We start from the raw sequence: 24,078 nt of genomic DNA on the forward strand, positions 1-24,078 counted from the left end.
TCTCTACAAATATAATTCATTACAAATCAATTTAGCAATTAGTTGGCAATAATTCCTGATTAAAAACCACACCTGCACAATGATCATGCGCTGCTCCTGTTACGCTGCTCAGCACATTTGGAACGTTTGTAATGCGCAATACACCCAAAAAGGCAAAAACAATGGCTTCTTTAAATTCTATCAGTTCTTTAGACCCTAAAACAACGGTTGTATGAGGTGCGTAAATTTTTAATCTATTAATAAGATGTTCGTTAAAAGCACCGCCACCAGTTACCAATAATTTTGCATTTTCTTTTGTAAGGATTAATGCAATTTGATACGCAATATGTTCTGTTACCGTTGCCAAATGATCTTGTGCGGTTAACTGATATTTTTCAATTAAAGGCAGATATATCGCATGCACTTGTTCTATCCCTAACGATTTGGGTCCTTGTTGATTATAAAACGACAAATTGTTCAATTCATTAAACAAATCGTCATTTATAGTTCCAGATGCTGCAAAATTTCCGCTTTCATCAAACTCTTTCCCTAATTTTTTTGCAAAATGATTCAACAAGGTGTTCACCGGACAAATATCGAATGCTATGCGTTTTCCCTCTTGTTCAAAAGATATATTTGAAAAGCCACCTAAATTCAAGCAATAATCATATTCCGAGAAAAGCAACCGATCGCCCATAGGAACCAATGGCGCTCCTTGCCCACCCAATTGCACATCTTGCACCCGAAAATCACAAACAAAAGGCAACGACAATAAATCGGTAATCAAAGGTAAGTTACCTATTTGTAGCGTGATGCCCTTCTCGGGCTGATGCAAAACCGTGTGACCGTGCGATGAAATAAAATCCAGATCATTCAAATTATTATCCCTAATAAAATCGGCTAAAAATCCACCTAAAAAATGCGTATATTCTATATTTAAAAGATGTAAATCTGCTTCAGAAAGATGAAGGGCGTTTTGCAACTTATCTTGCCAAACCTTTGCATATGCTATGGTTTCGGCAGCTATTAAACGGAAACTCCAATCGGCATTTTGCTTTGTGAATTCCACAACAGCACAGTCAATTCCGTCTAACGAAGTACCCGACATTACACCAAGCACCTTAAATTTTTCTGTATTCATAAATTAAAAATAAATATAATTTTTGAAAAATTGGCAATATTCAATTATATTTGATGCGGAAATTAAATATGTTTATTAAAACAAAAATATAGATGGATTTTAAATTAACTGAAGAGCAATTAATGATTCAACAAGCTGCTCGTGATTTCGCTCAAACTGAATTATTACCTGGAGTTATTGAACGTGACGAGCACTCAAAATTTCCTGCTGAAGCAGTAAAAAAAATGGGTGAGCTTGGTTTTTTAGGAATGATGGTTGATCCAAAATATGGCGGTGCTGGTTTAGACAGTGTTTCGTATGTTTTGGCAATGGAAGAAATTGCTAAAGTTGATGCATCGGCAGCAGTGGTTATGTCTGTTAACAACTCGTTGGTTTGTGCAGGTATGGAAAAATACTGTTCTGAAGAGCAAAAACAAAAATATTTGGTGCCATTGGCATCAGGTGAAGTAATTGGTGCTTTTTGTTTATCGGAGCCAGAAGCTGGATCTGATGCTACCTCACAAAAAACAACAGCTGTTGACATGGGCGACCATTATTTGCTGAACGGTACAAAAAACTGGATCACAAACGGCGGAACAGCTTCTACTTATTTGGTGATTGCACACACACATCCTGAAAAAGGACATAAAGGAATCAACGCTTTTATTGTTGAAAAAGGATGGCCAGGTTTTGAAATTGGTCCAAAAGAAAAGAAAATGGGTATTCGTGGAAGCGACACACATTCTTTAATGTTTACTGATGTGAAAGTTCCGAAAGAAAACAGAATTGGCGAAGACGGTTTTGGTTTTGCTTTTGCAATGAACGTTTTAAACGGCGGACGTATTGGTATTGCATCGCAAGCTTTAGGTATTGCGCAAGGTGCTTACGAATTGTCTTTAAAATATGCTAAAGAGCGTAAAGCATTTAAAACCGAAATCATTAACCACCAAGCAATTGCTTTTAAATTGGCAGATATGGCGGTAAACATTACAGCAGCACGCATGTTGTGTTTGAAAGCTGCAGCTGAAAAAGACAACGGCGAAGATATTTCTATTTCTGGTGCTATGGCAAAATTGTTTGCATCACAAACAGCAATGGATACAACGGTGGAAGCAGTTCAAATTCACGGTGGTAACGGTTATGTAAGTGAATACCATGTAGAACGCATGATGCGCGATGCAAAAATCACACAGATTTACGAAGGAACTTCAGAAATCCAAAAAATTGTAATTTCAAGAGGAATTGCTAAATAAGCAACCTTAAATATATTGTAAAAAAGGCTATCGTTTCGATAGTCTTTTTTATTTTTATAAAAAATTTGCCCAATGACCACCGAACAAACCCTAAAAATCAAGCTAACGCTTGGATATATTTTGTTGATTTCGATATTTTCTGTCTCGATTCTTTATATTCTTAACGAGGTTAAAAACTTGAACGTTTCTAAAGACGATATTCTTTCAGAGAATACAAAAGTGATCCAATTAGGAACCATTGTAAGTGATTTATACGCTACGGAAAACACTGGTAGATTGGCATTGCTTTCCTACAGCAAAACAGATGCTGCCAAATACCACACGCAATTAGATTCGCTTATACAAAATATTGAAATGTTTAAACAAAACAACGTTCAAGATGAAAGCTTGCATCAAAAGCTAGATACGATTATTGATTTAATCAACCTTAAAAGTTTAACTTTTGATCAGGTTTTAGATGTGCAGTCGAAATATGCCCAGTTTAATGTATATGAAAATGCACTATCTGAAATTAAACAAATTCAAAAGCTAAAAGAAGAACAAACCATTAAAATTGATACCACTGTTGAACGACCTAATTTTTGGTCGCGCTTAAAAAACCGCTTTAAAGACAACGAAAAAGTGATAAAAGAAGTGCTTGTTGAAGAAAACGACAAACTGGCACAACAGCAAATAGAGCATCAAAGGAAAATAAACGCAGCCACAGAATCGGTACTTGACAAGGCAAAAAAAGAAGAAAACAAACTGCTGAAACAGTATTATTTAAAAGAAGAATTGCTCATAAAACGCAACAAAAAACTCACCGAAGAATTGCGCGAAATTTTGAACCAGGTAGAAAAAATCATTATTCAAAATTCGTCGATAAATTATGAATCTTCGAAGGAAAAAATAGACGCTGTTAGCAACAACATTGCAAAGATTGGAATTGTAATTTCGATAGTGGCCTTGGTTTTTGGATTTATTATATTGATTGATTTGAACAAATCGGCACGCAACAAGCAAAAATTAGAAAAGCTGAATGGCGATATGCAAGATTTAATCAAGCAAAAAAGTTTTTTTATGGCCACTATTTCACACGATATGGTGTCGCCCATTAATTCGCTATTGGGATTTTCGGCTTTATTGCAAAATTCATTAAAAACCCCTAAACAAAAAGAATTTCTTAAAAACATTATTCATTCCACTAAATACATCAAAAAAATGGTGGACGATTTATCGCTTTTTTCCAATTTGGAATTCAACAAAATAAAGTTAAAGAAAGGGAAATTTAATTTCAATGAATTGCTTCAAAACATTTGTAACAACCTAAAAAACAGTGCCGAACGCAAAAAAATAGATTTAATTTTTAATATCGATGAGCAATTGAACACGGCTTTCTATTCCGATTCTTTTAGAATACAACAAATTCTCACCAATGTTATTTCGAATGCTATAAAATTCACGCATCACGGCAGTGTAACTGTTGATGCCACCTTGGAAAACAATATTGCTAAATTTAAAATTACCGATACTGGAATTGGTATAAAAACCGAAAACAAAGACGATTTGTTTGTAGAATTTATGCAAGCCCATGACAATTCAGAGAACAATTACGGCGGTTCTGGCTTGGGGTTAAACATCACCAAACGCTTGGTAAACTTGCTAAAAGGGGCTATTTCGTTTGAAAGCGAGTATAATAAAGGAACCGTTTTTTATATTGATATTCCTTTGGAATTGTTTGAAGAAAGTAAAGAAGTGAAAACCGTTAACGAGATTGAATACGACAATGCCAAAAAATTAGAAAATAAAAAGATTTTAGTGATTGATGACGATCCGCTGCAGTTAAAATTAATCGAAGAGATTTTCAGCAATAAAGTGAAAAAACTCACTACGATTGAAAACGGAAAATTGGCTAAAAAAATATTACAAGAAGAACAATATCAGTTGATAATAACCGATATGCAAATGCCTTTTTACAGCGGCATTAAAGTGATTGAAGATATTCGCTCGTTAGAAAATTATAAAGATATTCCTGTGATTGCGCTTACTGGAAAAATTGATTTTGACGAACATGAATATCAAAAACTGGGTTTTAATTTTTACATGAAAAAACCTTTAAATATCAACACGCTTTATAATGTGATTTATAAAATGTTGCGTATTAAAAATAAACGTTCACAGACTGTTACCAACAAAAATTCTTCTACGATGACCTTAAAAAACGAGTTGTTTGATTTAACGGATTTATTTACGCTGTTAGAAAACGACAAAAACGCTGCCCAACAAATTCTAAATGCCTTTTTTGAAAGTTATAAAACCGATATAGAGAAGATTCAACGTGCTTTTGAAGCAAGTGATTTAGAAACGGTGAAACTAACTGCTCACAAAATGCTGCCTATGTTTAGGCAATTAAAAATAGCACAAATTGTAAACCGTCTTCTTCTTTTAGAGCAAAAAACGGAGGAATTATCGATTGATGAAATGGCCAATCAAATTGAAGCGATTCGGACTGAAACGCCTGCTATTTTAAATGAAATTGCAGCGGTTATTGCTTAATGATGGTGGTTTTAAAAGATTTTTATGTGGTTTAAATTTTAACAGTTTATTGTTCTAAAAATAAGTTACATTTGTTCTTTTAATTTGAAATTATGCAATACGTATATTTAGCTATGGCGGCGATTGTGCTGGTTTTATTTGGCTACAAAAAACTTACTGCTGCTAAAAAAACAGATGAATATCTTCCGAAGAACGAGAAGAAATAAATATTTTTTAGCAAATATTGGTATAACCTTGAAATGTTTCATCTATTTCAAGGTTTTCTTTTTTTCTGAATTGTTTCTTTGTACTGGGGATTTGCAATAGGGATTGAGCGATTGTTGGAGCTCTTTGTTTTTTGCAAAAAAACAAAAGCGACTCGCGAAAGCCCGGCCCTGGAAGGGATTGCCCTAATTATTATCATAAAAAAAATCCATCGGTGTTAAGGATGGATTTCTGAAGGTTTTTTGTTATTGTTTTTTAAAGCGGTATTGTACGCCTAGACCAACGTTTAAGTAGCTTCCTGATCCTTGATTTATAGCTGAACCATCAAAACCGTAATCTTGGCTGAATTGGTTTACGAAAGTGGCATCGATAAATACGGCAAATTGTGAATTGAAGTTGTATTTTGGCATGATTCCGATTTGTGCAACTCCTACCATGTCTTTTCCGCTTCCTTGCTCGCTTTTTCCTGATGTGGCACCAAAACCGGCGTGTGCGGTTACGTCAAAGGGTTGCATCATTCCGTTTACAGCTGTAAAAATGTTGTAGGTAGCTTCTAAGGTTAATTTACTGTAGCTTACACCTAAATTGTCGAAATCTTTGTGCTTAAAGTTGGAGTTTGCAAATGTTCCGCGAACGCCCCACACCTCGTCTATATGGTAAGTTAGACCTGCTTGGATAAAGTTGAACCCGCTGTAGTCGCTGGTTGTTATTCCTTCGTTTGGACTTAAAGCGTTGTTTAAACCGTACTGGGCTTCGATGCTTAGGTTGTCGAAAACGCTAACAGGTGCATTTGACTGTGCATTGACCTGACTTACAGCCAAAAGGCATGTTGCTATTAAAACACTTTTAAATGTCTTTTTCATAAAATTTTGTTTTGTTTTTGTTTTAAAACGTGCAATTTACGGTTTTAGTATAAACAATTATAATTTTTTTGATGGATATTTGTTGTTTTTTTAGCGAATATGTAATTGCGGTTTTTTAAAACTTCCCAACTTTTGTGATGGTTTATGGTTAATAAAAAAACTATTTAGTGTGTTAATAATCTTCAGACAACTCCACTTTTGTACCATCTTCACGCGTTATAGATGCTGATATTTTAGTGATTTTGAATTGTTCATCTTCGATTTTTTTAATTTCTTTTACGTCGTTGAAGATAGATGTCACTGTTTCTAAATCTTTTTTAATTTGTTTTAACTTTTCTATTTCTTTTTTTCGCTCGTTTAGCTTTTGTTTACGTTCGGCAAGCAATTCCTTTTTTCTGTTAATTAGGGCTTCCCTTTTTTGTTGCGCTTGTTTATTTGCATTTGAAAAATTTGTACGTTTCTGCTCTTGCTCAGCCTTCAGCTCTTCTGCTCTTTTTTTTAACTTCTCAAAAAACTCTCTTCCTCCTCTATTGCTAACCTTTAAAGAATCTTTCTTCTTAGCTTTTGTTGTAATTACCATTACAGCTTCTTTAGTTGTAGCAGCGTATTTTTCTTTAGATTTTTGATCTTTTAAAACATCAATACGTTCAATATCGTTTGGATCAATTTTTCTGAAGTCATCTTCAATTACAATTTTTCCGTCAATAACATAAACTACATTACTAGTAACAAACCTAATAGATCCAACTGTTGATTTCTCATCGTTTGCATCTTCAACTTTTAAAATTTTACCACTAGCATCTTTATAAACAGTTCGTTTAGTGTTATTACCTTCTCCGTTTTTTGATATAGTATAAATTTCTTCAACTGTTCTATGTTGTGATGGATTATAGGGTCTGGTTACATTAACTGTTGAATAGTCATATATACTGCTAGATAAACGTAAAGGTTCGCTAGACACCTCGTTGTTCGCAATAATTTTTGCTTTGGTTGGTTCCCCTTTAATAATTACTGTTTTACCTTGTTTCAATGAATTATTTACAAACTTTGATTTCTTGTAAGAAGGCATAACAAACTTATATTTTTGCGGTGTTTGCGATATGATAATTTGTTCTTCTTTTTTAGTTGACAATAACAGCGTCATTCTTTTTTTTGCATTTGGATCAACATTCCAACTCATAGATTGAATTTTACTATTATCAAAATTTTTAAGTTGTTTTTTACTAAAAGCAACGCCATCAATAATTACAGGGAATTTTGACACAACTTCATCAAAAACTTGTCTGTTGGTTTTTAGAGTTTCTGCATTAAATGACACCTCTTCTTCTTTCAAAATGATTTCATTATATTCTACTTTATCTGAGACTACATCTAAGGTATATCCACTACCCTTTTTATAAATATGAAGTTTAAAAGGTTCAAAAGGTTTACCATTTTCAGCTGAATATCTTCCGAATATAATTGGATGCTCCTTAACATACGATATTTTAATATCTGTTAAATCACCATCTTTATTTCGTTTTAAATCGTAGAAATTAACTTCGAAGTCGATTTCTTTTAGTAATTTTTTTGTCACACTTTCATAGTATTCATCGTCATATTTACTATGAATCTGAATGTAAAAAGAATCTTCTAACGTGTCACCTTCAGAAACTTCCTGCACTTCAATAGTTTCTTTTACCTGCGCTACCGTTTCTACCTGAAACAAAGCAAAAAAGGCAATCAAAGCAGGTGTTGCTAATAAAAATTTTAATTTTTTCATATTGGTTGATTTTTTAGAGTTTAGCTGTAAAATGCGACTTTTTATTTCGCTTGTACTGTACGAATTTGCAAATTGAATGGTTTTTTGTGCCTGAAACAGCAAAAGATTTTTCTGATACAAAACAGGTTCGGTTTTTTGAACCATTTGCGCATCAACTATAAATTCTAAATTGCTGTTTATGTGGCGTTGTAGAATTTTTATTAACGGATTGAACCAGAAAACCGCAGCAACCATTTCAACTAAAATAAGATCAAAGGTGTGTTTTTGGTTTAGGTGGATGCTTTCATGGTCTAGAATCAGTTGGTGATTTTGCCATTGAAAAAAGTTTTCTGGCACCACAATCCATTTGTAAAACGAATAAACTGTTTCGGTGTTTGTGTTTATTTTTATGTTTGAATCGCCTAAATTTGGTAGTTTTTTTATGGAGCGATACAATTTCGCAATCGCAAACATTTTTCTGAATATTAATACAACACTTATAAAAAGAAGTACGAAAACGGCACTTTGTTGCAAATCGATTGCTTCTAAAAACGACGGTTCTTCAACTACTTCATTAATTATTACATTTGTACTATCACTCACATAATATTCCACAGGAATTGGATCCACCCATACCGTTTTTGTGAATGATATAAAAGGAGCGATTGCCGAAACAATAATTGATCCAATTAAATACCAACGGTTTAACTGGTAAAAAGTTTCCCGTTTTAAAAAAATCAGATAAAAAAGTCCGAAAAAAACAAGCAGCAGATTTGCTTTTAATAAGTATTCAAGGAACGGATGCATAGGCTAATTTTTTTGATTGTCTTCAATAATCTTCATTAGTTCATCGATTTCTGTTGGTGTTAATTTCTCTTCTTTAACGAAATAGTTTACCATATTTGAAACCGAATTGCCAAAATATTTTTTAATAGAATCTTTCACAAAAACCCCACGATAAGCTTCTAAACTAACCAGTGGATAATATTGATGCGATTTTCCATAACTTTTATGTGCCAAAAAGCCCTTTTCTTCTAACAACCGCACAATGGTTGAAAGGGTGTTGTAATGCGGTTTTGGTTCAGGCATCTCGTCTAAAATATCGTTTACAAATACTTTTTTTAGTTGCCATATAATTTGCATGATTTCCTCTTCTTTATTGGTCAGTTTTTCCATAATTCTAATTTTGATAATACAAATTTAAACTAAAATTTTAGTTACACAACTATTTTTTTAGTTTTTAAACTAATTTTTTAGTTTTTTTTTTTTTGAATCAAATTAAAAACCCCAAATTGCTGTTTGCAATTTGGGGTAAAATTATATTTTTTTGAGGTTCAACTATTTTTTAATAAATGTATGTGAAAAATTATTTATTTTTAAAATATACGTTCCTGATGAAAGTTCAGAAATATCTATAGACAAGTCTTCATCGTTAGCTTTTATACTTTTAATAAGCTGTCCCGCACTAGAATAAATAGATATTGATTTTTCATCAAAATTGGTAGAATTAATATTTAGTACATTTTCAGCAGGGTTAGGATAGATATTATACTTTTCCTTTCCCAAATCTGCTGTTGAGAGGTATGATTCAAATATAACTCCATAATCTTCAATGTCGCCATATTTATAAGCTGTGCTACAATCAAGTTTTGAAGCAGTAATATTACTATTGTCACTAATTATTCTCATTCGTAATATTTTACCTTTTATTACATTTGAAGGAGGAGTAAAAGTAAAAGTGTACATCATATTATTTACCATCGATGGCACTATTTGCTGAAAAATCAATTCGTATGTTTCAAATACTCCATTGTCATTATAATCAATATAACCATGCAAAATTTGATTAAAATAAACTTGATTACTAGTAACAATAATTTCAATACTGTTCATTTTATCATAAGGTGCTTGTGTGATATGTGTACAACTATAATCTTTATAACCTAGATTAACACCTATTTCTGAAGTATTATATATATTATAAAATCTTACGCTGTTAACTGAAACACGGGAGTATCCTACATTCAATGATGTGGGAGTACAATAACTGTTATTAGTATTAGCAACAATCTCTACATTTTTAGTTAAAGTACTTGCACCAATGTTGTTTTTTGCCGTTAAGGTAATACTGTAAGTACCTGCCTGATTTAAAGTGATCGTTGGATTTGGCTCTGTGGTTGTATATAATGTTTGTCCATTTTTGGTAATAACCCATTTGCTGGTGTAATTTGCTAAAGGGGTGTTGTTAAAAGTATTTAAAAAACAAGTTGAAGAATTCTTTAAATTTATTGGTGTTCCAGCACAAAAAAATTGTTTATAATTTGAATTACTCTCATTTATATAAAATTGAGCTTGTGGTTTTTGTGTCATGGTGAATACAGAATTATTAGCTGGTAAGTAGGATGATCTGTAAAAAGTCGTCGCACTTTGCATTCTTGTAATTTGCATAGGCGTAAATACATTACGATATGCAGCTCTTGCATAAGACATATAATTATGTTTATAAGTTGAATTGTTGTCTCCTGAGCAAATATTTGGTGCATTTAAAACTAAATCATCGGCATGATTAAGAGAGTGAGGTGGTGTATCTGATATGCAATCGCCATCTGCGCCACAGCCATTTACTTGCGCTGGGCAGTTTGTTCCTGTTGATCCTTGAAAGGTGTGCATTAAATTTAAACTATGTCCTAATTCATGTGTAAATACTGGATTATTTTCAAAAATTAGATACTGATAATATATAAACGTACCATCGTGTGTTGTACCATGCTCTGTTGGGTAATACGCATAACCACCTACACCTGGCACTGCTGTAATTTTATTTACAACCCAAATGTTATAGTATTGTGTTGAATTCCAGTTAGATAAACTTCTTATCGTAGCTGCATCTACACCATTATCTGTAGTTCTATAGGCATTTCCATATTCAACATAATTTTGATTACTGCCAAAATTCACTCTATTGATACCGTTAGAACAGGAGCCGTCTGGTGCTTTTGTAGCTAAAACAAATTGGATACTTGTATTACTATTGTTTGGATGATTGTGGTTGTTTTTAAAATTGTTATTTAGACGTTCTAAGGCTTTGTACACCTCAATATCTGCAATATTTGAACCATAACCAAGAGGCTCACCAATATGTATGATATGGAAAACGACAGGTATATAATATGTTACCGGATTTTTTGATTGCAATTGCAGCTTACTTTGATAAAATTTCTCAAAATCGCTATCATAATTTTCTTCAACAGTATATATTGTTCCACAAGAATCTAAAGTATTTTCTGATTGGGCTTTAACAAAAATAGTAAAAAAAAGCAGCGCTAAAGTAAGTAGTTCTTTCATGAATGGTTGTTTTATTCAAAAATATATAAAATATTATAACTTTCGTTCTTTTTTATAAAAATCATGTTTTTAATTCACAGAGTGCCAGCAGTAAACATCCAAAATTGTACCTTTGTGAAAAGTTTTTTCTATGAGCGAAGAGTTGAATTTAGGTCTTGATTATTTCAACGAAAGTCCGTTGTATTCTGTTATTTCTTTTCATAAAGTGATTGATGCTTTGCAGGAAATTGCAAAAGAAACCGAAACGCCTTATCGCGCTATTTATGCTCAATCATTACTAGAAGATGTTGCAAAAGTACCTCAACTATATACCGGAATTACCTCTAAAAAAGAGATTTACGATAATTTACCTTTGATTCATAACTTATTAGCAGACCTTTTTCCTACTGCTTTAACGCACAATGAAATAAAGGCGGTGAGTTTGCCATTGCAAAATTTCAATTTTAATTTCACACAGCGTTTTCAAAAAATAATTAACGAAGCGGGTGAAGCTTTTGAAATTAATTTTCGCGAATTTAATAGCGATGAATACTATATTTTTAGCTGCTGTATTATTCTAAACAGTTGGTATGGCGAAAATTTCGATGTTTCAAGACCAATGTTTTACGATATACCTGATAAAAACGGCGTTATTAAGCATTACAGAATCACACTAAATGTAGATTTTACCGAATTAATTCCAACGGAAAAGGCGCAGGAAATTACCTCAGAAGATATTAAAATACTCAAACGCAATTACAATAATATCGCGATTTGGAAAGAAAAATTTCCAATTAACAGTTGGATTTTGAAAGGATTTGGTATCATCACGCTAACCGATGTAACCACCGAAAACACTATATCAAACATTAAAACAAATCTTTTAAAACCCGGTCAGGAAGGCATGAGTATTACGGCGGGAAAGGAAATTTTTCAATCTATTTTTAAACAAAAAGATATTGATTATGGGATTTTCTTTGTAAACGACATCCATTTTGACTTTATCGATTTGCCGCTGGCAGCCGATTTTAAAAGTGTTTTTAAACTTCCTAAAAACACTCCAAAAGACATTGTTACTGCTGCAAAAAAGTTTTTTAAACAATTTAACAATGCGATTAATTATTACTGTGTAACCGACATTTTAGAACTGTATCACCAAAAAGATTGGTTGCCTTATTTAAAATATTTGGAATCAAAAAACATTCGCAGTTTTATCCTAGCTCCCATAAAAAAAACCGATGCTTATCAGGCATATATAGAACTCACAAGCGGCACTCCTTTTGCCTTGCACACAGTAAATGCAAATAAGTTAAACGATGTAATGCCACTTATCAACGACACGTTTGTTAAATATCAAATCGATGTGAAAAATGAACTTGATGCGATCATTCAGCGCGAATACACCAATTTTCACCCAAGCGTAAACTGGAAGTTTGAAGAACAAGCAAAAAACTATTATTTTGCAAAAACACACAATAAAGAAGCCGTTTTAAAAGAAATTGTTTTTGATGCTATTTATCCGTTATATGGTGAAACCGATATTCAATCATCAACCAAACTACGGAACAAAGCCATGCTTGCAGATTTGCGCAAGCAATTAAAAGAAATTTTGAAAGTGCTTGAAGCCATTAAACCCATTGAAAATTCCATATTATTTCAGCAACGAATCAACGAAATTGCTTATTTTCAAAATCAATTAAAAACGCATCATTTTGTAGCAGAAAGCCAAATTTATCGCTACATAACCGATACCATTCACCCTCTTTTTAAACAATTAGGCGAAAAAGACGAATTTAGCGCAATTATTGAAAAGTATAAAGAGCATTTAGATGAAAAACATGAGCTTTTTTGGCATCAACGCAAAAAATACGAACTGGCTTTACAGACTGTAAACAAGCAACTTACCGACATTTTAGATAGTGAACAAATTGCGGCACAAAAATTATATCCCCATTATTTTGAACGTTTTAGAACAGATGGTGTGGAACACAATTTGTTTATTGGCAACAGCATCACACCTACACAAATTTATGACATTATGTACCTGCACAATTTGCGCTTATGGCAATTGCAAGTTATGTGCAAAGCTGTGGTGATGCATCAGTATTTAAAGCCTCAGTTACATTTTGATATGCAATTAACCAGTTTAATTTTAGCATACAATGAACCTATCTCGATTAAATTTAGAATGGATGAAAAAAGGTTTGATGTGGAAAGCAATGACGATGTTCGGTTTGAACTTATTAAAAAACGCTTGGCAAAAGCTTTGATTAAAAACACCCAAGAACGCTTGGTACAATCCAATCAACTAAGCATTGTTTATCTAAGCGATGCAGACAAAATTGACTATCTAAGTTATATCGATTTTTTAAAAAACAAACAATATCTTATTGGCGAAACCGAATTTATTACTGTTGAAGATTTGCAAGGCATCACCGATTTGAAAGCATTGCGGGTGTGCATCAATAAAGATTTTAACTCAGCTGATTTTAAAGTGTTCACCTATACCGATTATGTAGATTATTTAACTAAATCCGTATAAAAGCAAAACAAAATGCGGCTACCGAAATTATAATTCCATACATAAAAACCGTGTAGGCTATACTCAATCGTTTGTATTTTTTATTTAAAACCAAACCTAAAAAATACAAATCTTTGATGAGTGTATCATATAAATAATCGCGATCTTTCATTAAATCGTTCATCGCCTCGTTAAAATCGGTCAATTGCAATTGATGAAAATTTCCAAAGAACAAAATATTCGCCTTGCGCTGTTCAATATCTGCTTTGCTAATGGTATTTGAACTCACTTTTGGTTTTGTTGCCAAAATGGTATAAACAATTGTTACCACACTAAAAATCAACAATATAAAAGTAGGAATTATTAAATGTGCATTACTTGGACTGTCTAATTTTGGTATAATTACCGTTAGCGATATGGTGATTAGTATAGAATTTACAGACAACAAAATATTGGCTTTGCTGTCTGCAATGGCGCTTAATTGGGTGTGGTTGTTCAAAGTTACACGAAACAAGGTATCTATACCACGTTCTGGTCGCTCTAGTTTTTCTAACTTCTTTGCTTTTAACTCTTTGCTTTTGCCTTTTTTATTGCTCTTTAATTTTTCAAGGTTTTCACGGATTTTTGAAAGATTCTTTTCTTTTTTAGGCTGCCAATTTTGTTTGGCATAATCGGTAAAAAAATAATGTTTTTGGGTTAGAAAAATTAAATTTTCATTGCACCAATCCACTTCTGCAATTTGTTTGTCGCAGGTTTTCTCAATTTCAACTTTTAGCAATTCTGCCAATTCACTGTAATTATCTAGCGTAAAATGATAAAAATCGGCATCTTTCATGCACATTTCTAATAAATTCTCAGGAAAATGAGCACATTTTGTAGCTAAAATAAGGCTACACACTTTCTTTGCATCTACTGTTTCAAATTGATGTTCCGCAAGAAAATCTTTAAAAATAGCACAACTTTTTTCTTCGTGATTTTCGCATCCATCCACATAGCCCGAATCGTGAAACCAAGCAGCAAGTCTCAATGCAGTGGCATCGGGCTCTAAAATAGGCATGCCACTGATCAACTCATTTACAGCTGTCACCACTCGCAAAGTATGCAAATAATCATGATACATATATTCAGAAGATAGTTTATCTTTGAACAGCTTAAAAATATATGATTCGGCTTTTAATAAAAGTTCCATTGAGGTTTTTTTACAAATTAAAATTATGAAATTTAACTTACACATTGCAAAGATATCTGCTTTTGTTTTTATCTTTTTTTTGCTGAATGCTTGTGCATCATTTCATGAACAAGTGGGTAAGGAATTTTCGCGCGATATGATTACTAACGATGGCAAAGGTAATTTATTGCATGAAATTGTTGTTGTGGGCGATGCAGGAAATGCCAATGAACCAAAATCACAGCAATTATTGCAAACAGTTGAAGCTTATTTAAAACAGGAAAACAACCCGAAAACCTTGCTTTTTATGGGCGATAACATTTATCCTTTGGGAATGCCAAAACCGATAGATAAAAACCGGGAAATGGCCGAAGAAAAATTAGATGCACAAATCAATTTGGCGGCATTTGTAAACGGGCAAACAATTTTTTTGGCTGGAAACCACGATTGGTACCACGGACTTGATGGCTTAATGGAACAAAAAGAATATGTTGAAAAAAAATTGGGTAAAAACGCTTTTCTTCCAAAAAAATATGAAGCAATTGATGCGGTTGAAATCAATGATCAACTTATTATTATCACCATTGACAGTGAATGGTTTATTCAAAATTGGGACAAATATCCCAATATAAACGAAGAAAGTGCCGTTAAAACGCGTGAAGATTTTTTTGAAGAATTTCGAAGTTTAATCAATAAAAATCAAAACAAAGTTACCGTAGTAGCCATCCACCACCCTATTTTGACAAATGGAACACACGGAGGCTTTTTTTCTGCCCGTAATCATCTTTTTCCTTATAAAAAAGTGCCAATGCCGGTTTTAGGAAGTATTGCAAACTACCTTCGAAAAACATCGGGTGCAAGTCCGGCAGATACGCAACACACCTACTACAGAATGATGATTGATCGCTTAAAAACGCTTACAAAAGATAAAGAGCAAGTGGTTTTTGTTTCGGGTCATGAACACAATTTGCAGTATATCGAAAATGATGGTATTAAACAACTCATCAGCGGTGCCGGATCAAAAACCGAAGAAGCACGAAGCGTGCAACCAACAAGTTATTCCATCGGAAGTTTGGGGTTTGCTACTTTAAAAATTTACAAAGACAATCACGTAGATGTGTTTCTTCATAAAATGACCGAATTGGGTGAGGAAGTTGTTTTCAAGAAAACCATTATGTGTCCGGATGATTACGAGGCAAATTTTCCTGAAGTCACCGAAAAAACAATCATGGCATCGGTTTATCCATTAGAAGCTACAAAAAAATCAAACACCTATAAATTTCTTTTTGGCAATCATTACCGAAGCATTTACGGAACCAAAGTAAACGCTAATGTGGCTAATTTGGAAACGCTATACGGTGGTTTAAAACCTGTAATTTCAGGTGGTGGCAATCAATCAATGTCGTTATGGTTAGAAGATAAAAACGGAAAACAATTTGTAATGCGGGGCTTGCGCAAAAGTTCCAAACAGTTTTTACAGTCGGCCATTTTTAAAGACACTTATATTGAAGATCAATTAGACGACACTTTTGTATTAACCTTTATCGATGATTATTACACCACTTCTCACCCCTACACGGCATTTATCTTAGGCCAATTGTCTGATGCAGTGCAATTGTATCACACCAATCCAAAGCTTTATTTCGTTCCCAAACAAAATGCACTGGGCAAATACAATGCTACCTATGGAAACGAATTGTATATGATTGAAGAACGCCCACACAAATCGCAGGCAGATGTTCCTTCTTTGGGAAAAGGAGCAGATATCATCAGCACCCAAGAATTGCTTGTGAATTTGGAAAAAGATGCAAAATATAAAGTTGATACTAAAATGTATCTACGCGCCCGAATGTTTGATTTTTTAATTGGCGATTGGGACAGACATGCCGATCAGTGGCGTTGGGTGGAGCAAAAAACCGACCACGAAGTGATTTATCAGCCTATTCCAAGAGACCGCGACCAGGCTTTTGCAAAAATCGATGGAAAATTGCTCATGCTTGCAAATAAATTGAATCCGTTGCGCCACATGCAACATTTTAAAGGCAATTATGGCAAACCACGATGGATTACCAAGTCGGCTTTTCCGCTGGATAAAGTTTTTCTTCAAAACACCACCTTACAAGATTGGCAACAAAGCGCCGAAGAAGTGGTAAAAGGCATGAATGATCAAGTGATTGAAGACGCTTTTAACAGCTTGCCTAAGGAAATTCGCAACCAATACAGTGATGAAATCATTGAAATTTTAAAAGAACGCCGATCAAAATTAGTTGCTTTTTCGGATAAATATTACAAAGAATTGTTTAAATACGGCGTTGTAACCGGAACCAATAAAAAGGATTCATTGGTTATAAACACTTCAAAAGACAAAGTAGCAATTGATCATTACCGCACCAAAAAATCTACCGATACATTGATGCATTCTTATACCTATTATCCAAAAACTACAAAAGAAATCTGGGTGTATGGTTTAGATGGTGATGATGCTATCAAAGTAACCGGAGAAAAATCATCTATTCGCTTAAAATTAGTCGGCGGAAAAAACCATGATGTGTATCAAATCAATTCAAAAACAAACACTAAAATATTCGATTATGCATCAAAACCAATTACAATCGAAGAAAAAGGAAATGCACGAGTGGTGTTGCGCGATCAGTACAATTTGAATCAATATGATTACCGCAAAGCACCTTTAAATATTTTAGCCATTTTGCCGGATGCTGGTTACAACCGCGACAACGGAGTGATGTTGGGCTTAAACGGAACTTACACTATTAGAAAATTCAACCAAAACCCCTATTCGCAAAAGCATCAACTGCGTATTAAATTTAATTTTGCCACATCAGGAATTTTTGCTGCTTATAAAGGCAGTTTTAAAGATTATTCCAACACAGGCTATTGGAATATAGAGGCATTGGCTACTTCATCAAACTTTACCAGAAACTTTTTTGGATTTGATAATTTTGCAACCTATAATAAAGATGCTTTTAGAGATAATTATTACCGAGTTCGAACTTCGCAAATGGAACTAAAACCGGCTTACGAATGGAAAGGCCGCAACGGAAGTTCGCTTTTAATTGGTGCAACGTATGAATCTGTTAAAATCGAAGAAACCAATAACCGCTTAATTGATGAGCAACTGCTTATTAATCTATTTGATACCTACACCCGAACCGATTTTGTGGGAACACGCATTAAATACCAGTTCGAGAATTACGACAACACGCAAGAACCTACGGTTGGATTAGGATTTATGCTGCTGTTTGGAAACCGTTTCTTTGTGGAAGATTTTAGTAAAACACATCAGTATTTAAACACCAAATTAAATTTTGTAACGCCAATTTCGAACAATAAAAAACTTACATGGTCTTCTACTTATACCTTAGAGAAAGTTTTTGGAAACGATTATAAATTTTACCAAGCTGCTACTTTGGGTGCGAATAATGGTTTACGAGGTTACCGCCAGCAAAGGTTTATGGGCGATACATCGTTTGTAACCAGCCAAGATATTCGTTATAAAATGAAACACATCACCAATGGCATATTGCCGTTGAGTTATGGATTATATGCCGGATACGACCTGGGCAAGGTATGGAATAAATGGGATCCAAACAATAAATGGTACCACAGTTATGGCGGCGGTTTATGGTTAAATGCCTTAGATTCTTTTACGGCCTACGGAGGTATTTTTACCAGCAAAGAAAACAGTTTAGTGAGTTTTGGTATTGGTTTTACTTTTTAGTTTAATTGCAATGCAAAAACTTTTCCTCCGTCTTTACCTTTTTCCTTTTCATCTGCCACAAAAAGCTCTTGGTTATTTTTATAAGTTATCGCTTCTTTTTGCGAATAATGCCCCAATTCCTTTATCGTAATATTTTCTTGATTGAAAGAAGCATCGTTTTCAAATGGAATCAAGAGCACCTTATCGTGCGTTAACAATGCTATTTGGTTGCCGTTTTTGTTCATTGCCGCACCTGTGATAGCACAGCTTTTAAAATTTTCGCAGGTTTTTAAAACTGCTATTTTCTGAGCTTTGAAATTTCCTGCCTTATTCGGAATTTTATAAACAAAAAAAGATCCATCAAATCCTTTTGCTCTGTTTTTGGTAAACAAATAAAATGCATCGGTAGTGGTTACAAAGGCTTCACAATCGTACCACAAATTACTTTTCTTCGGTGGAAAATCCGTTTGATCTTCATAATAAAAAGTAGTTTCTTGAACCACATCAACCGTTTTTAAATGCAGCTGTGAGGCATCAATCTTTAGAATACGCAAGTCTTTACGATTGTTTTCGTTATTTCCAAAGTTGCCAATATAAATATTTCCAAAACCGTCTTGCGATAAATCTTCCCAATCCGTATTCTTTTGATCATTCACAAAAACCGAATGTTTAAAAGTTCCATCAACCGAATATACATACAATTCCGGTGGATTGCCTTTATCTTGCAACATCCACAATTGCTGAGTTGGTTCTTGATAAATCATTCCTGATATTTCTGTATGTTTTTTATACAATGAAAAAACCTCTTTCAATTGATGCTCTTGCGATTTGGAGGAACACGCATACAGTAACGAAATACCAAAAAACACGATATATTTTTTCATTTGGTGGTTTATAAAAAAAGGCTTTAAAAGCCTTTCTTGTTCAGTTATATAATTTCATAATCAATATTCTCGGAAAATGCTGCTCTATTATTTTTATTATTTTTAATAGAAAAACGCTTCGATTCTTTTCCTTGTCTTTTATCTTGAAAAAACGAAATGCCAAATGGCAAAAGTTTTAAATCGTCGGTTCCAAAAGTTAAAGTTTCCCATTTCCCGTTACTCAAATACATAAGCTCTATGTACTCTAATCGATTCTGGTTGAATTTTTCGTTTACAAATGAAATTTTAATTCCATGGTTTTCGGCTAGCTGCTCAATCTCTTTTAAATCGTTTAGTGACGAGCTTCCCGAAACTTTTATCAAACCTGTACTACTGCCAGTAAGTTCATAAGTAACCGCATAATTATTAGGCAGTTTCTTTTCGGTTTCTTCTACTTTCGCATAAGATTCTTGTGCACTTGCAAAGAAACCCATCAACCCAATAATACTACAAACAATTTTTTTCATTTTTATATTTTTCTAATTGTAACGAAAAAAGTGATTGTTTATTATAATTCCTTTTTAATTTGTTTTTCATTTTGCTCTGCAGGCACCTCTAAGAATTGCTTGGCTTCTTCTCTAAAATCTTTGAAAAATTCTTGGAATCTTTCTTGCGAGGCCTGCATTTGCTGATACATTTGTTCAAATTCTTCACTGAAATTTGAAAATTCGGATTGGAAATCGAATGTTTTTTCTGATAAAGAATCAAATGCTGAAAATGGATTTTTAGACAAACTATTTAGACCCATTTTTGCTGAATTAGTAGCGAGTTGCACATCGTATTTATCACCCTGAATTTTGGTAATGCGTATAGCAAACGGGTCAATAGCTCGATCCGAATTTTTAATTGATCTCATAAACGATTGATTTCCGTTTATGAGTTGCATGCGTATAGCAACTATTTTATCATCAATTGTCTTTACATTTTCAAATGTTACATGTATGTTGTAGTTTTTTTGCAACATTTCTTCAATTTCTTTAAGATCTTTTAGCGTGGTATCTGCATTAATTTCTACAGAAAATGTTGTTTGAACACTGTCAACAGTATGTGCAGATTGCGTTTCTTGGGCAAAACCAATGCCACTAAACATAAAAAATGCAACGAACAACCAATAAATTTTAAAATTTTTCATTTCAATTCTTATTTAAAGAGTTAAACAAAATAAATAGTAAATTTGAATAAAAAAATAACATGCGAAATTTACTGATTTTTTTTCTTTTATGCAGCAATTTAACTTTTTCTCAACAATCTGAAAAGGAAGTGCTTGCTTATCAAAAGGCACTCAACGAATCATATCTTAATCCAGAAACAACTCCTTTAAAAACAGATGAGTTGAAGGATTTTAAAGGTTTAAATTTCTATCCATATAATAAAAAATTTGTAGTTAAGGCCCGATTAGAACGTTTAAAAAAGCAAACTGTTTTTAAAATGCCAACTTCTGGAAAATACACTCCAAATTACAAACGTTTTGGAATTTTACATTTCACGATTGATGATGTAAATTATCAATTAGAAGTGTATCAAAATATGGAACTTATAAAGCGAAAAGGCTTCAAAAAACACTTGTTTCTGCCTTTTATCGATGAAACCAGTGGAAATGAAACCTACGGAGCCGGACGTTATTTAGATATTGAAATTCCTGATGGAAACGAAATTGTACTTGATTTTAATAAAGCCTATCATCCATATTGTGCTTATACTATTGGTTATTCATGCCCAATAACGCCCGATGTGAACTTTTTGAATACCGCAATTACGGCAGGTGTAAAATTCTAGCTCATGTATTACAATATTCACACCCACCATTTTTCAAACAATAATGAAATTGTAGAATTAGTAAATCAATATCCAAACGAAATAAATACAGAATTACCGCATTTCACGGTAGGTATTCATCCATGGTATATCAATGAAGAAAACTTTTTGAATGACATGGCAGCAATTGAGCATGCGATACATCTTCCCAATTTTAAAGCAATTGGCGAATGCGGTTTAGACAAACGGATTGCAACATCGATTGAAATTCAGAAAAAAATAGTGATTCCGCAATTGCTTTTGGCGGAAAAACATAAAAAACCAGTAATTTTGCACTGCGTTGCTGCCTATCAAGAAATCATTGAGATTAAAAAAGAATTAAAACTAACTATTCCTATGATTATTCATGGCTTTTCAAAAAACAGTCAAGTAGCTGAAAGTTTAGTTAACAATGGGTTTTATTTATCGTTTGGAAAATATTTGTTACAAAACCCCGACTTGGAAATGGTGCTGAAAATCATTCCGCTCAATCGGCTTTTTTTGGAAACAGATATGATTGATCAAACAATTTTTGAAGTGTATAGCAAAGCAAAAAGTGTTTTAAATATCAATTTAGAACCTATAATTGCAGAAAATTATAACCGAGTTTTTAACCAGTAAAACGGAATCGATTTTTCGATCGAAGAAATTTTACACAATTTATTTTTAGATGGCTGTTTGGCAAGAAAGAGCAGAATTATTATTTAAACCAGAAGGAATTGAAGCTTTGCAAAAAGCAAATGTATTAATTGTTGGCTTAGGAGGTGTTGGATCGTTTGCAGCAGAATTTATAGTGCGTGCAGGTGTTGGAAATGTAACTATTGTGGATGGCGACACGGTAGATATCACTAATATAAACCGACAATTACCAGCTTTGCACAGCACGGTTAGTCAACCAAAAGTAGAGATTGTGGGCAACCGCTTAATGGATATAAATCCGAAATTAAATTTAACACGTATTCAAGAATTTGTATCTCCCGAACGTGCTCATGAAATTGTAACTTCCGAATACGATTACGTTTTAGATTGTATTGACAGTATCACGCCAAAATTGCACTTAATTGTAGCCGCAAAAAAAGCACGTGTAAAAGTAATTTCAAACATGGGAGCCGGTGGAAAAATGCTTGCCAGCAAAGTGGTTGTTAAAGATATTAGCAAAACCGATGTGTGTCCTTTGGCAAAAGTAGTGCGTAAACGCTTGCGAAAAATGGGCGTTAAAAGTGGAGTGAAAGCCGTTTTTTCTTTAGAAAAACCTGATGAAAGCAGTTTAAAAATGACCGACGGAACCAACTTTAAAAAATCATTTTTTGGTACCAATAGTTGGATGCCGGGCTTGTTTGGACTTCACAGCGCCGAAACCGTGATTAGACATTTATTGACTACAAAAACGGAGGTGTAAAAAAATACTCTTCCAGCATTATATAAAAAGCCGTTTCACTCTTTTGTTTGAAACGGCTTTTCATTTATTTTATATTTTTAAGATTTATGACTTCTTGTTCGGTAAGAAAACGCCATTGTCCGCGGGCAATACCCCATTTGGTTAATCCGGCATACATCACACGGTCTAATTTTATCACGTTGTAGCCCAATTTTTCAAAAACAGCACGAACCACTTTTACGTTTGATGTTTTTACTTTTATGCCTACTTCGCTTTTTGGTTGATTTTCAACATACGAAATTTCTTCCACCCAAACTTTATGTTCGTTGATATAAACACCTGTTTGAATTTTCTCTAAATCGTCGTATTTTAAGTTTTTATCTAACGAAACCTGATACAATTTTGAAGAGTGTTGTGCGGCATTTGTAAATTTCTGAATCATTTCGTTGTCGTTTGTAAACAACAATAGCCCCACTGTGCTTTTATCCATTCTGCCCACTGGTTTTAAGATCGATGTGGAAGCATTGCGAACCAAATCATACACGCTAGAAACATTTTCATCGTCTGAGGTAGAAAAACCTTTCGGCTTGTTCAATAAAACATATACTTTTTTCTCTGGGTTTAATAAAACGCCGTCAAAAACCACTTTATCGGTTGGTTTTACTTTGTAGCCCATTTCGGTGATAACCTCTCCATTTACGGTGACGTTACCCGATTGAATGTACAAGTCTGCATCACGACGTGAACACACACCTGAATTGGACACATATTTGTTTAAACGTATGGTATCGTCTATAACAGTTGTAGTTTTTAAGGCTTTTGAAGGCTTGTCGTTGGTCCATTTTTTAAACGGTTTGTCGTCTTTTTTAAATGGTTTACCAAATTTTGAACCCGATGCCGACCCACCTTGTTTGCTTTTATCGTAAGATCCCTTTTTAGAAAAAGAAGATTTTTTATTATTTTTATTGCCGTTATTTCCGCCTTGCGTATTCATTAAAAAAATTTTTACAAAGATACGAGAATATTTAGCATCTTTACCATAAGTTTTAAATTGTAAAAACGTTATGAAAAATAAATGGGTTATCCTTGTTTTAATTCAGGCAATTATTAGTTTGGTTGCCGGAATTTTATTGTCGAAAATGTCAATTATTGGCCGCATTGGCGTGTCAACTGTTTATACCGAATATGCTTTTATGAAACATTGGTATAAAGGTTTTGCTGCGGTTTTTGTGATTCAACTGCTTTTAATCTCTATTCTGTGGATTGTGAAACGCACCACCACTTTTAAAAACTTTAGCATTGTAAATTTAGTTTTTATCATTTTGGGGTTAATCGGTCTTATCTATACTTTTTACGATTTCACATCAACCAGCCATCAGTATATGAACAGTCAGTTTCATGCAGGCGGCTACTTGTTTTGGGCGGGATGGTTTGTAACATGTATCTTTTTCTTTTTTGCCCGTGTGAAGCCAAAACCCGTGCTTACACCAACAAATACAGCAGAAGTTACCAATAGTGATGACTTAAATTTATAGTAGCGCATACTATTTTTCCTAA

The 24,078-nt window shown here is 33.5% G+C and carries 18 protein-coding genes; 8 read left to right on the plus strand and 10 right to left on the minus strand.

From position 1 onward, the window contains the following. Nucleotides 1-31: 31 nt before the first annotated feature. Nucleotides 32-1,120 (minus strand): anhydro-N-acetylmuramic acid kinase, encoded by a 1,089-nt coding sequence (locus MG290_RS05305; protein ID WP_264562829.1) that lies wholly within the window; start codon nt 1,118-1,120, stop codon nt 32-34. 92 nt (nt 1,121-1,212) lie between these two features. Here MG290_RS05305 and MG290_RS05310 point away from each other — a divergent pair, with 92 nt between their 5' ends. Beyond that, entirely contained in the window at nt 1,213-2,352 is a 1,140-nt protein-coding gene (locus MG290_RS05310; protein ID WP_264562830.1) for an acyl-CoA dehydrogenase, read from the plus strand. 72 nt (nt 2,353-2,424) lie between these two features. Further along, entirely contained in the window at nt 2,425-4,887 is a 2,463-nt protein-coding gene (locus tag MG290_RS05315) for a hybrid sensor histidine kinase/response regulator (protein ID WP_264562831.1), read from the plus strand. 449 nt (nt 4,888-5,336) lie between these two features. Here the strand turns inward: MG290_RS05315 and MG290_RS05320 are convergent, their stop codons facing one another. The 4 genes from MG290_RS05320 to MG290_RS05335 all read right to left on the minus strand — a co-directional run bounded on the left by MG290_RS05320 (nt 5,337) and on the right by MG290_RS05335 (nt 11,040). After that, a complete protein-coding gene (locus tag MG290_RS05320) occupies nt 5,337-5,954 on the minus strand; it encodes a porin family protein (RefSeq protein WP_264562832.1) in 618 nt (205 codons plus the stop codon). A gap of 172 nt (nt 5,955-6,126) precedes the next feature. After that, a complete protein-coding gene (locus MG290_RS05325) occupies nt 6,127-8,502 on the minus strand; it encodes a M56 family metallopeptidase (RefSeq protein WP_264562833.1) in 2,376 nt (791 codons plus the stop codon). A gap of 3 nt (nt 8,503-8,505) precedes the next feature. Further along, nucleotides 8,506-8,871: a BlaI/MecI/CopY family transcriptional regulator gene (locus MG290_RS05330; protein ID WP_264562834.1), complete on the minus strand. Its 366-nt coding sequence runs from the start codon at nt 8,869-8,871 to the stop codon at nt 8,506-8,508. A 162-nt stretch (nt 8,872-9,033) separates the two neighbouring features. Next, the gene (locus MG290_RS05335) at nt 9,034-11,040 is read right to left on the minus strand and encodes a M43 family zinc metalloprotease (protein WP_264562835.1); all 2,007 of its coding nucleotides are present in this window, start codon (nt 11,038-11,040) and stop codon (nt 9,034-9,036) included. A 130-nt stretch (nt 11,041-11,170) separates the two neighbouring features. On the opposite strand from MG290_RS05335, the gene MG290_RS05340 reads away from it, so the two are divergent. Continuing rightward, nucleotides 11,171-13,561, plus strand: coding sequence for a GAF domain-containing protein (locus MG290_RS05340; protein ID WP_264562836.1), 2,391 nt, complete (start codon nt 11,171-11,173; stop codon nt 13,559-13,561). Here the strand turns inward: MG290_RS05340 and MG290_RS05345 are convergent. Continuing rightward, nucleotides 13,548-14,729 carry a Pycsar system effector family protein gene (locus tag MG290_RS05345; protein ID WP_264562837.1) on the minus strand — a complete coding sequence of 394 codons (1,182 nt, stop codon included), beginning with the start codon at nt 14,727-14,729 and terminating at the stop codon, nt 13,548-13,550. The two genes, MG290_RS05340 and MG290_RS05345, sit on opposite strands and share 14 nt — an antisense overlap. A gap of 25 nt (nt 14,730-14,754) precedes the next feature. On the opposite strand from MG290_RS05345, the gene MG290_RS05350 reads away from it, so the two are divergent. Then, nucleotides 14,755-18,447: a metallophosphoesterase gene (locus MG290_RS05350; protein ID WP_264562838.1), complete on the plus strand. Its 3,693-nt coding sequence runs from the start codon at nt 14,755-14,757 to the stop codon at nt 18,445-18,447. Here MG290_RS05350 and MG290_RS05355 read toward each other — a convergent pair. The 3 genes from MG290_RS05355 to MG290_RS05365 are packed head-to-tail and all read right to left on the minus strand — an operon-like array spanning nt 18,444 to nt 20,481. Continuing rightward, nucleotides 18,444-19,310 carry a hypothetical protein gene (locus MG290_RS05355; RefSeq protein ID WP_264562839.1) on the minus strand — a complete coding sequence of 289 codons (867 nt, stop codon included), beginning with the start codon at nt 19,308-19,310 and terminating at the stop codon, nt 18,444-18,446. The genes MG290_RS05350 and MG290_RS05355 overlap by 4 nt on opposite strands. 44 nt (nt 19,311-19,354) lie before the next feature. Continuing rightward, a complete protein-coding gene (locus tag MG290_RS05360; RefSeq protein WP_264562840.1) occupies nt 19,355-19,816 on the minus strand; it encodes a hypothetical protein in 462 nt (153 codons plus the stop codon). 41 nt (nt 19,817-19,857) lie between these two features. Next, on the minus strand, nt 19,858-20,481 hold the full coding sequence (locus tag MG290_RS05365; RefSeq protein WP_264562841.1) for a hypothetical protein: 624 nt from the start codon (nt 20,479-20,481) through the stop codon (nt 19,858-19,860). A gap of 59 nt (nt 20,482-20,540) precedes the next feature. On the opposite strand from MG290_RS05365, the gene MG290_RS05370 reads away from it, so the two are divergent. From MG290_RS05370 to MG290_RS05380, 3 genes are read left to right on the plus strand one after another with little or no spacing between them, the layout of a single operon-like run. Then, nucleotides 20,541-21,125 (plus strand): DUF1684 domain-containing protein, encoded by a 585-nt coding sequence (locus tag MG290_RS05370; protein WP_264562842.1) that lies wholly within the window; start codon nt 20,541-20,543, stop codon nt 21,123-21,125. A gap of 3 nt (nt 21,126-21,128) precedes the next feature. Then, the gene (locus MG290_RS05375) at nt 21,129-21,764 is read left to right on the plus strand and encodes a TatD family hydrolase (RefSeq protein ID WP_264562843.1); all 636 of its coding nucleotides are present in this window, start codon (nt 21,129-21,131) and stop codon (nt 21,762-21,764) included. Between the two features lie 49 nt (nt 21,765-21,813). After that, complete coding sequence (locus MG290_RS05380) at nt 21,814-22,542, plus strand: tRNA threonylcarbamoyladenosine dehydratase (protein WP_264562844.1); 729 nt, start codon at nt 21,814-21,816, stop codon at nt 22,540-22,542. 64 nt (nt 22,543-22,606) lie between these two features. Here the strand turns inward: MG290_RS05380 and MG290_RS05385 are convergent, their stop codons facing one another. Beyond that, nucleotides 22,607-23,515, minus strand: a complete 909-nt coding sequence (locus tag MG290_RS05385) for a pseudouridine synthase (RefSeq protein WP_264562845.1) — start codon at nt 23,513-23,515, stop codon at nt 22,607-22,609. Between the two features lie 70 nt (nt 23,516-23,585). Between MG290_RS05385 and MG290_RS05390 the strand changes: the two genes are divergently transcribed. Next, a complete protein-coding gene (locus MG290_RS05390; RefSeq protein WP_264562846.1) occupies nt 23,586-24,056 on the plus strand; it encodes a hypothetical protein in 471 nt (156 codons plus the stop codon). Nucleotides 24,057-24,078: the final 22 nt, after the last annotated feature.

The organism is Flavobacterium sp. CBA20B-1 (assembly GCF_028473145.1).
Taxonomy (GTDB): Bacteria; Bacteroidota; Bacteroidia; order Flavobacteriales; family Flavobacteriaceae; genus Flavobacterium.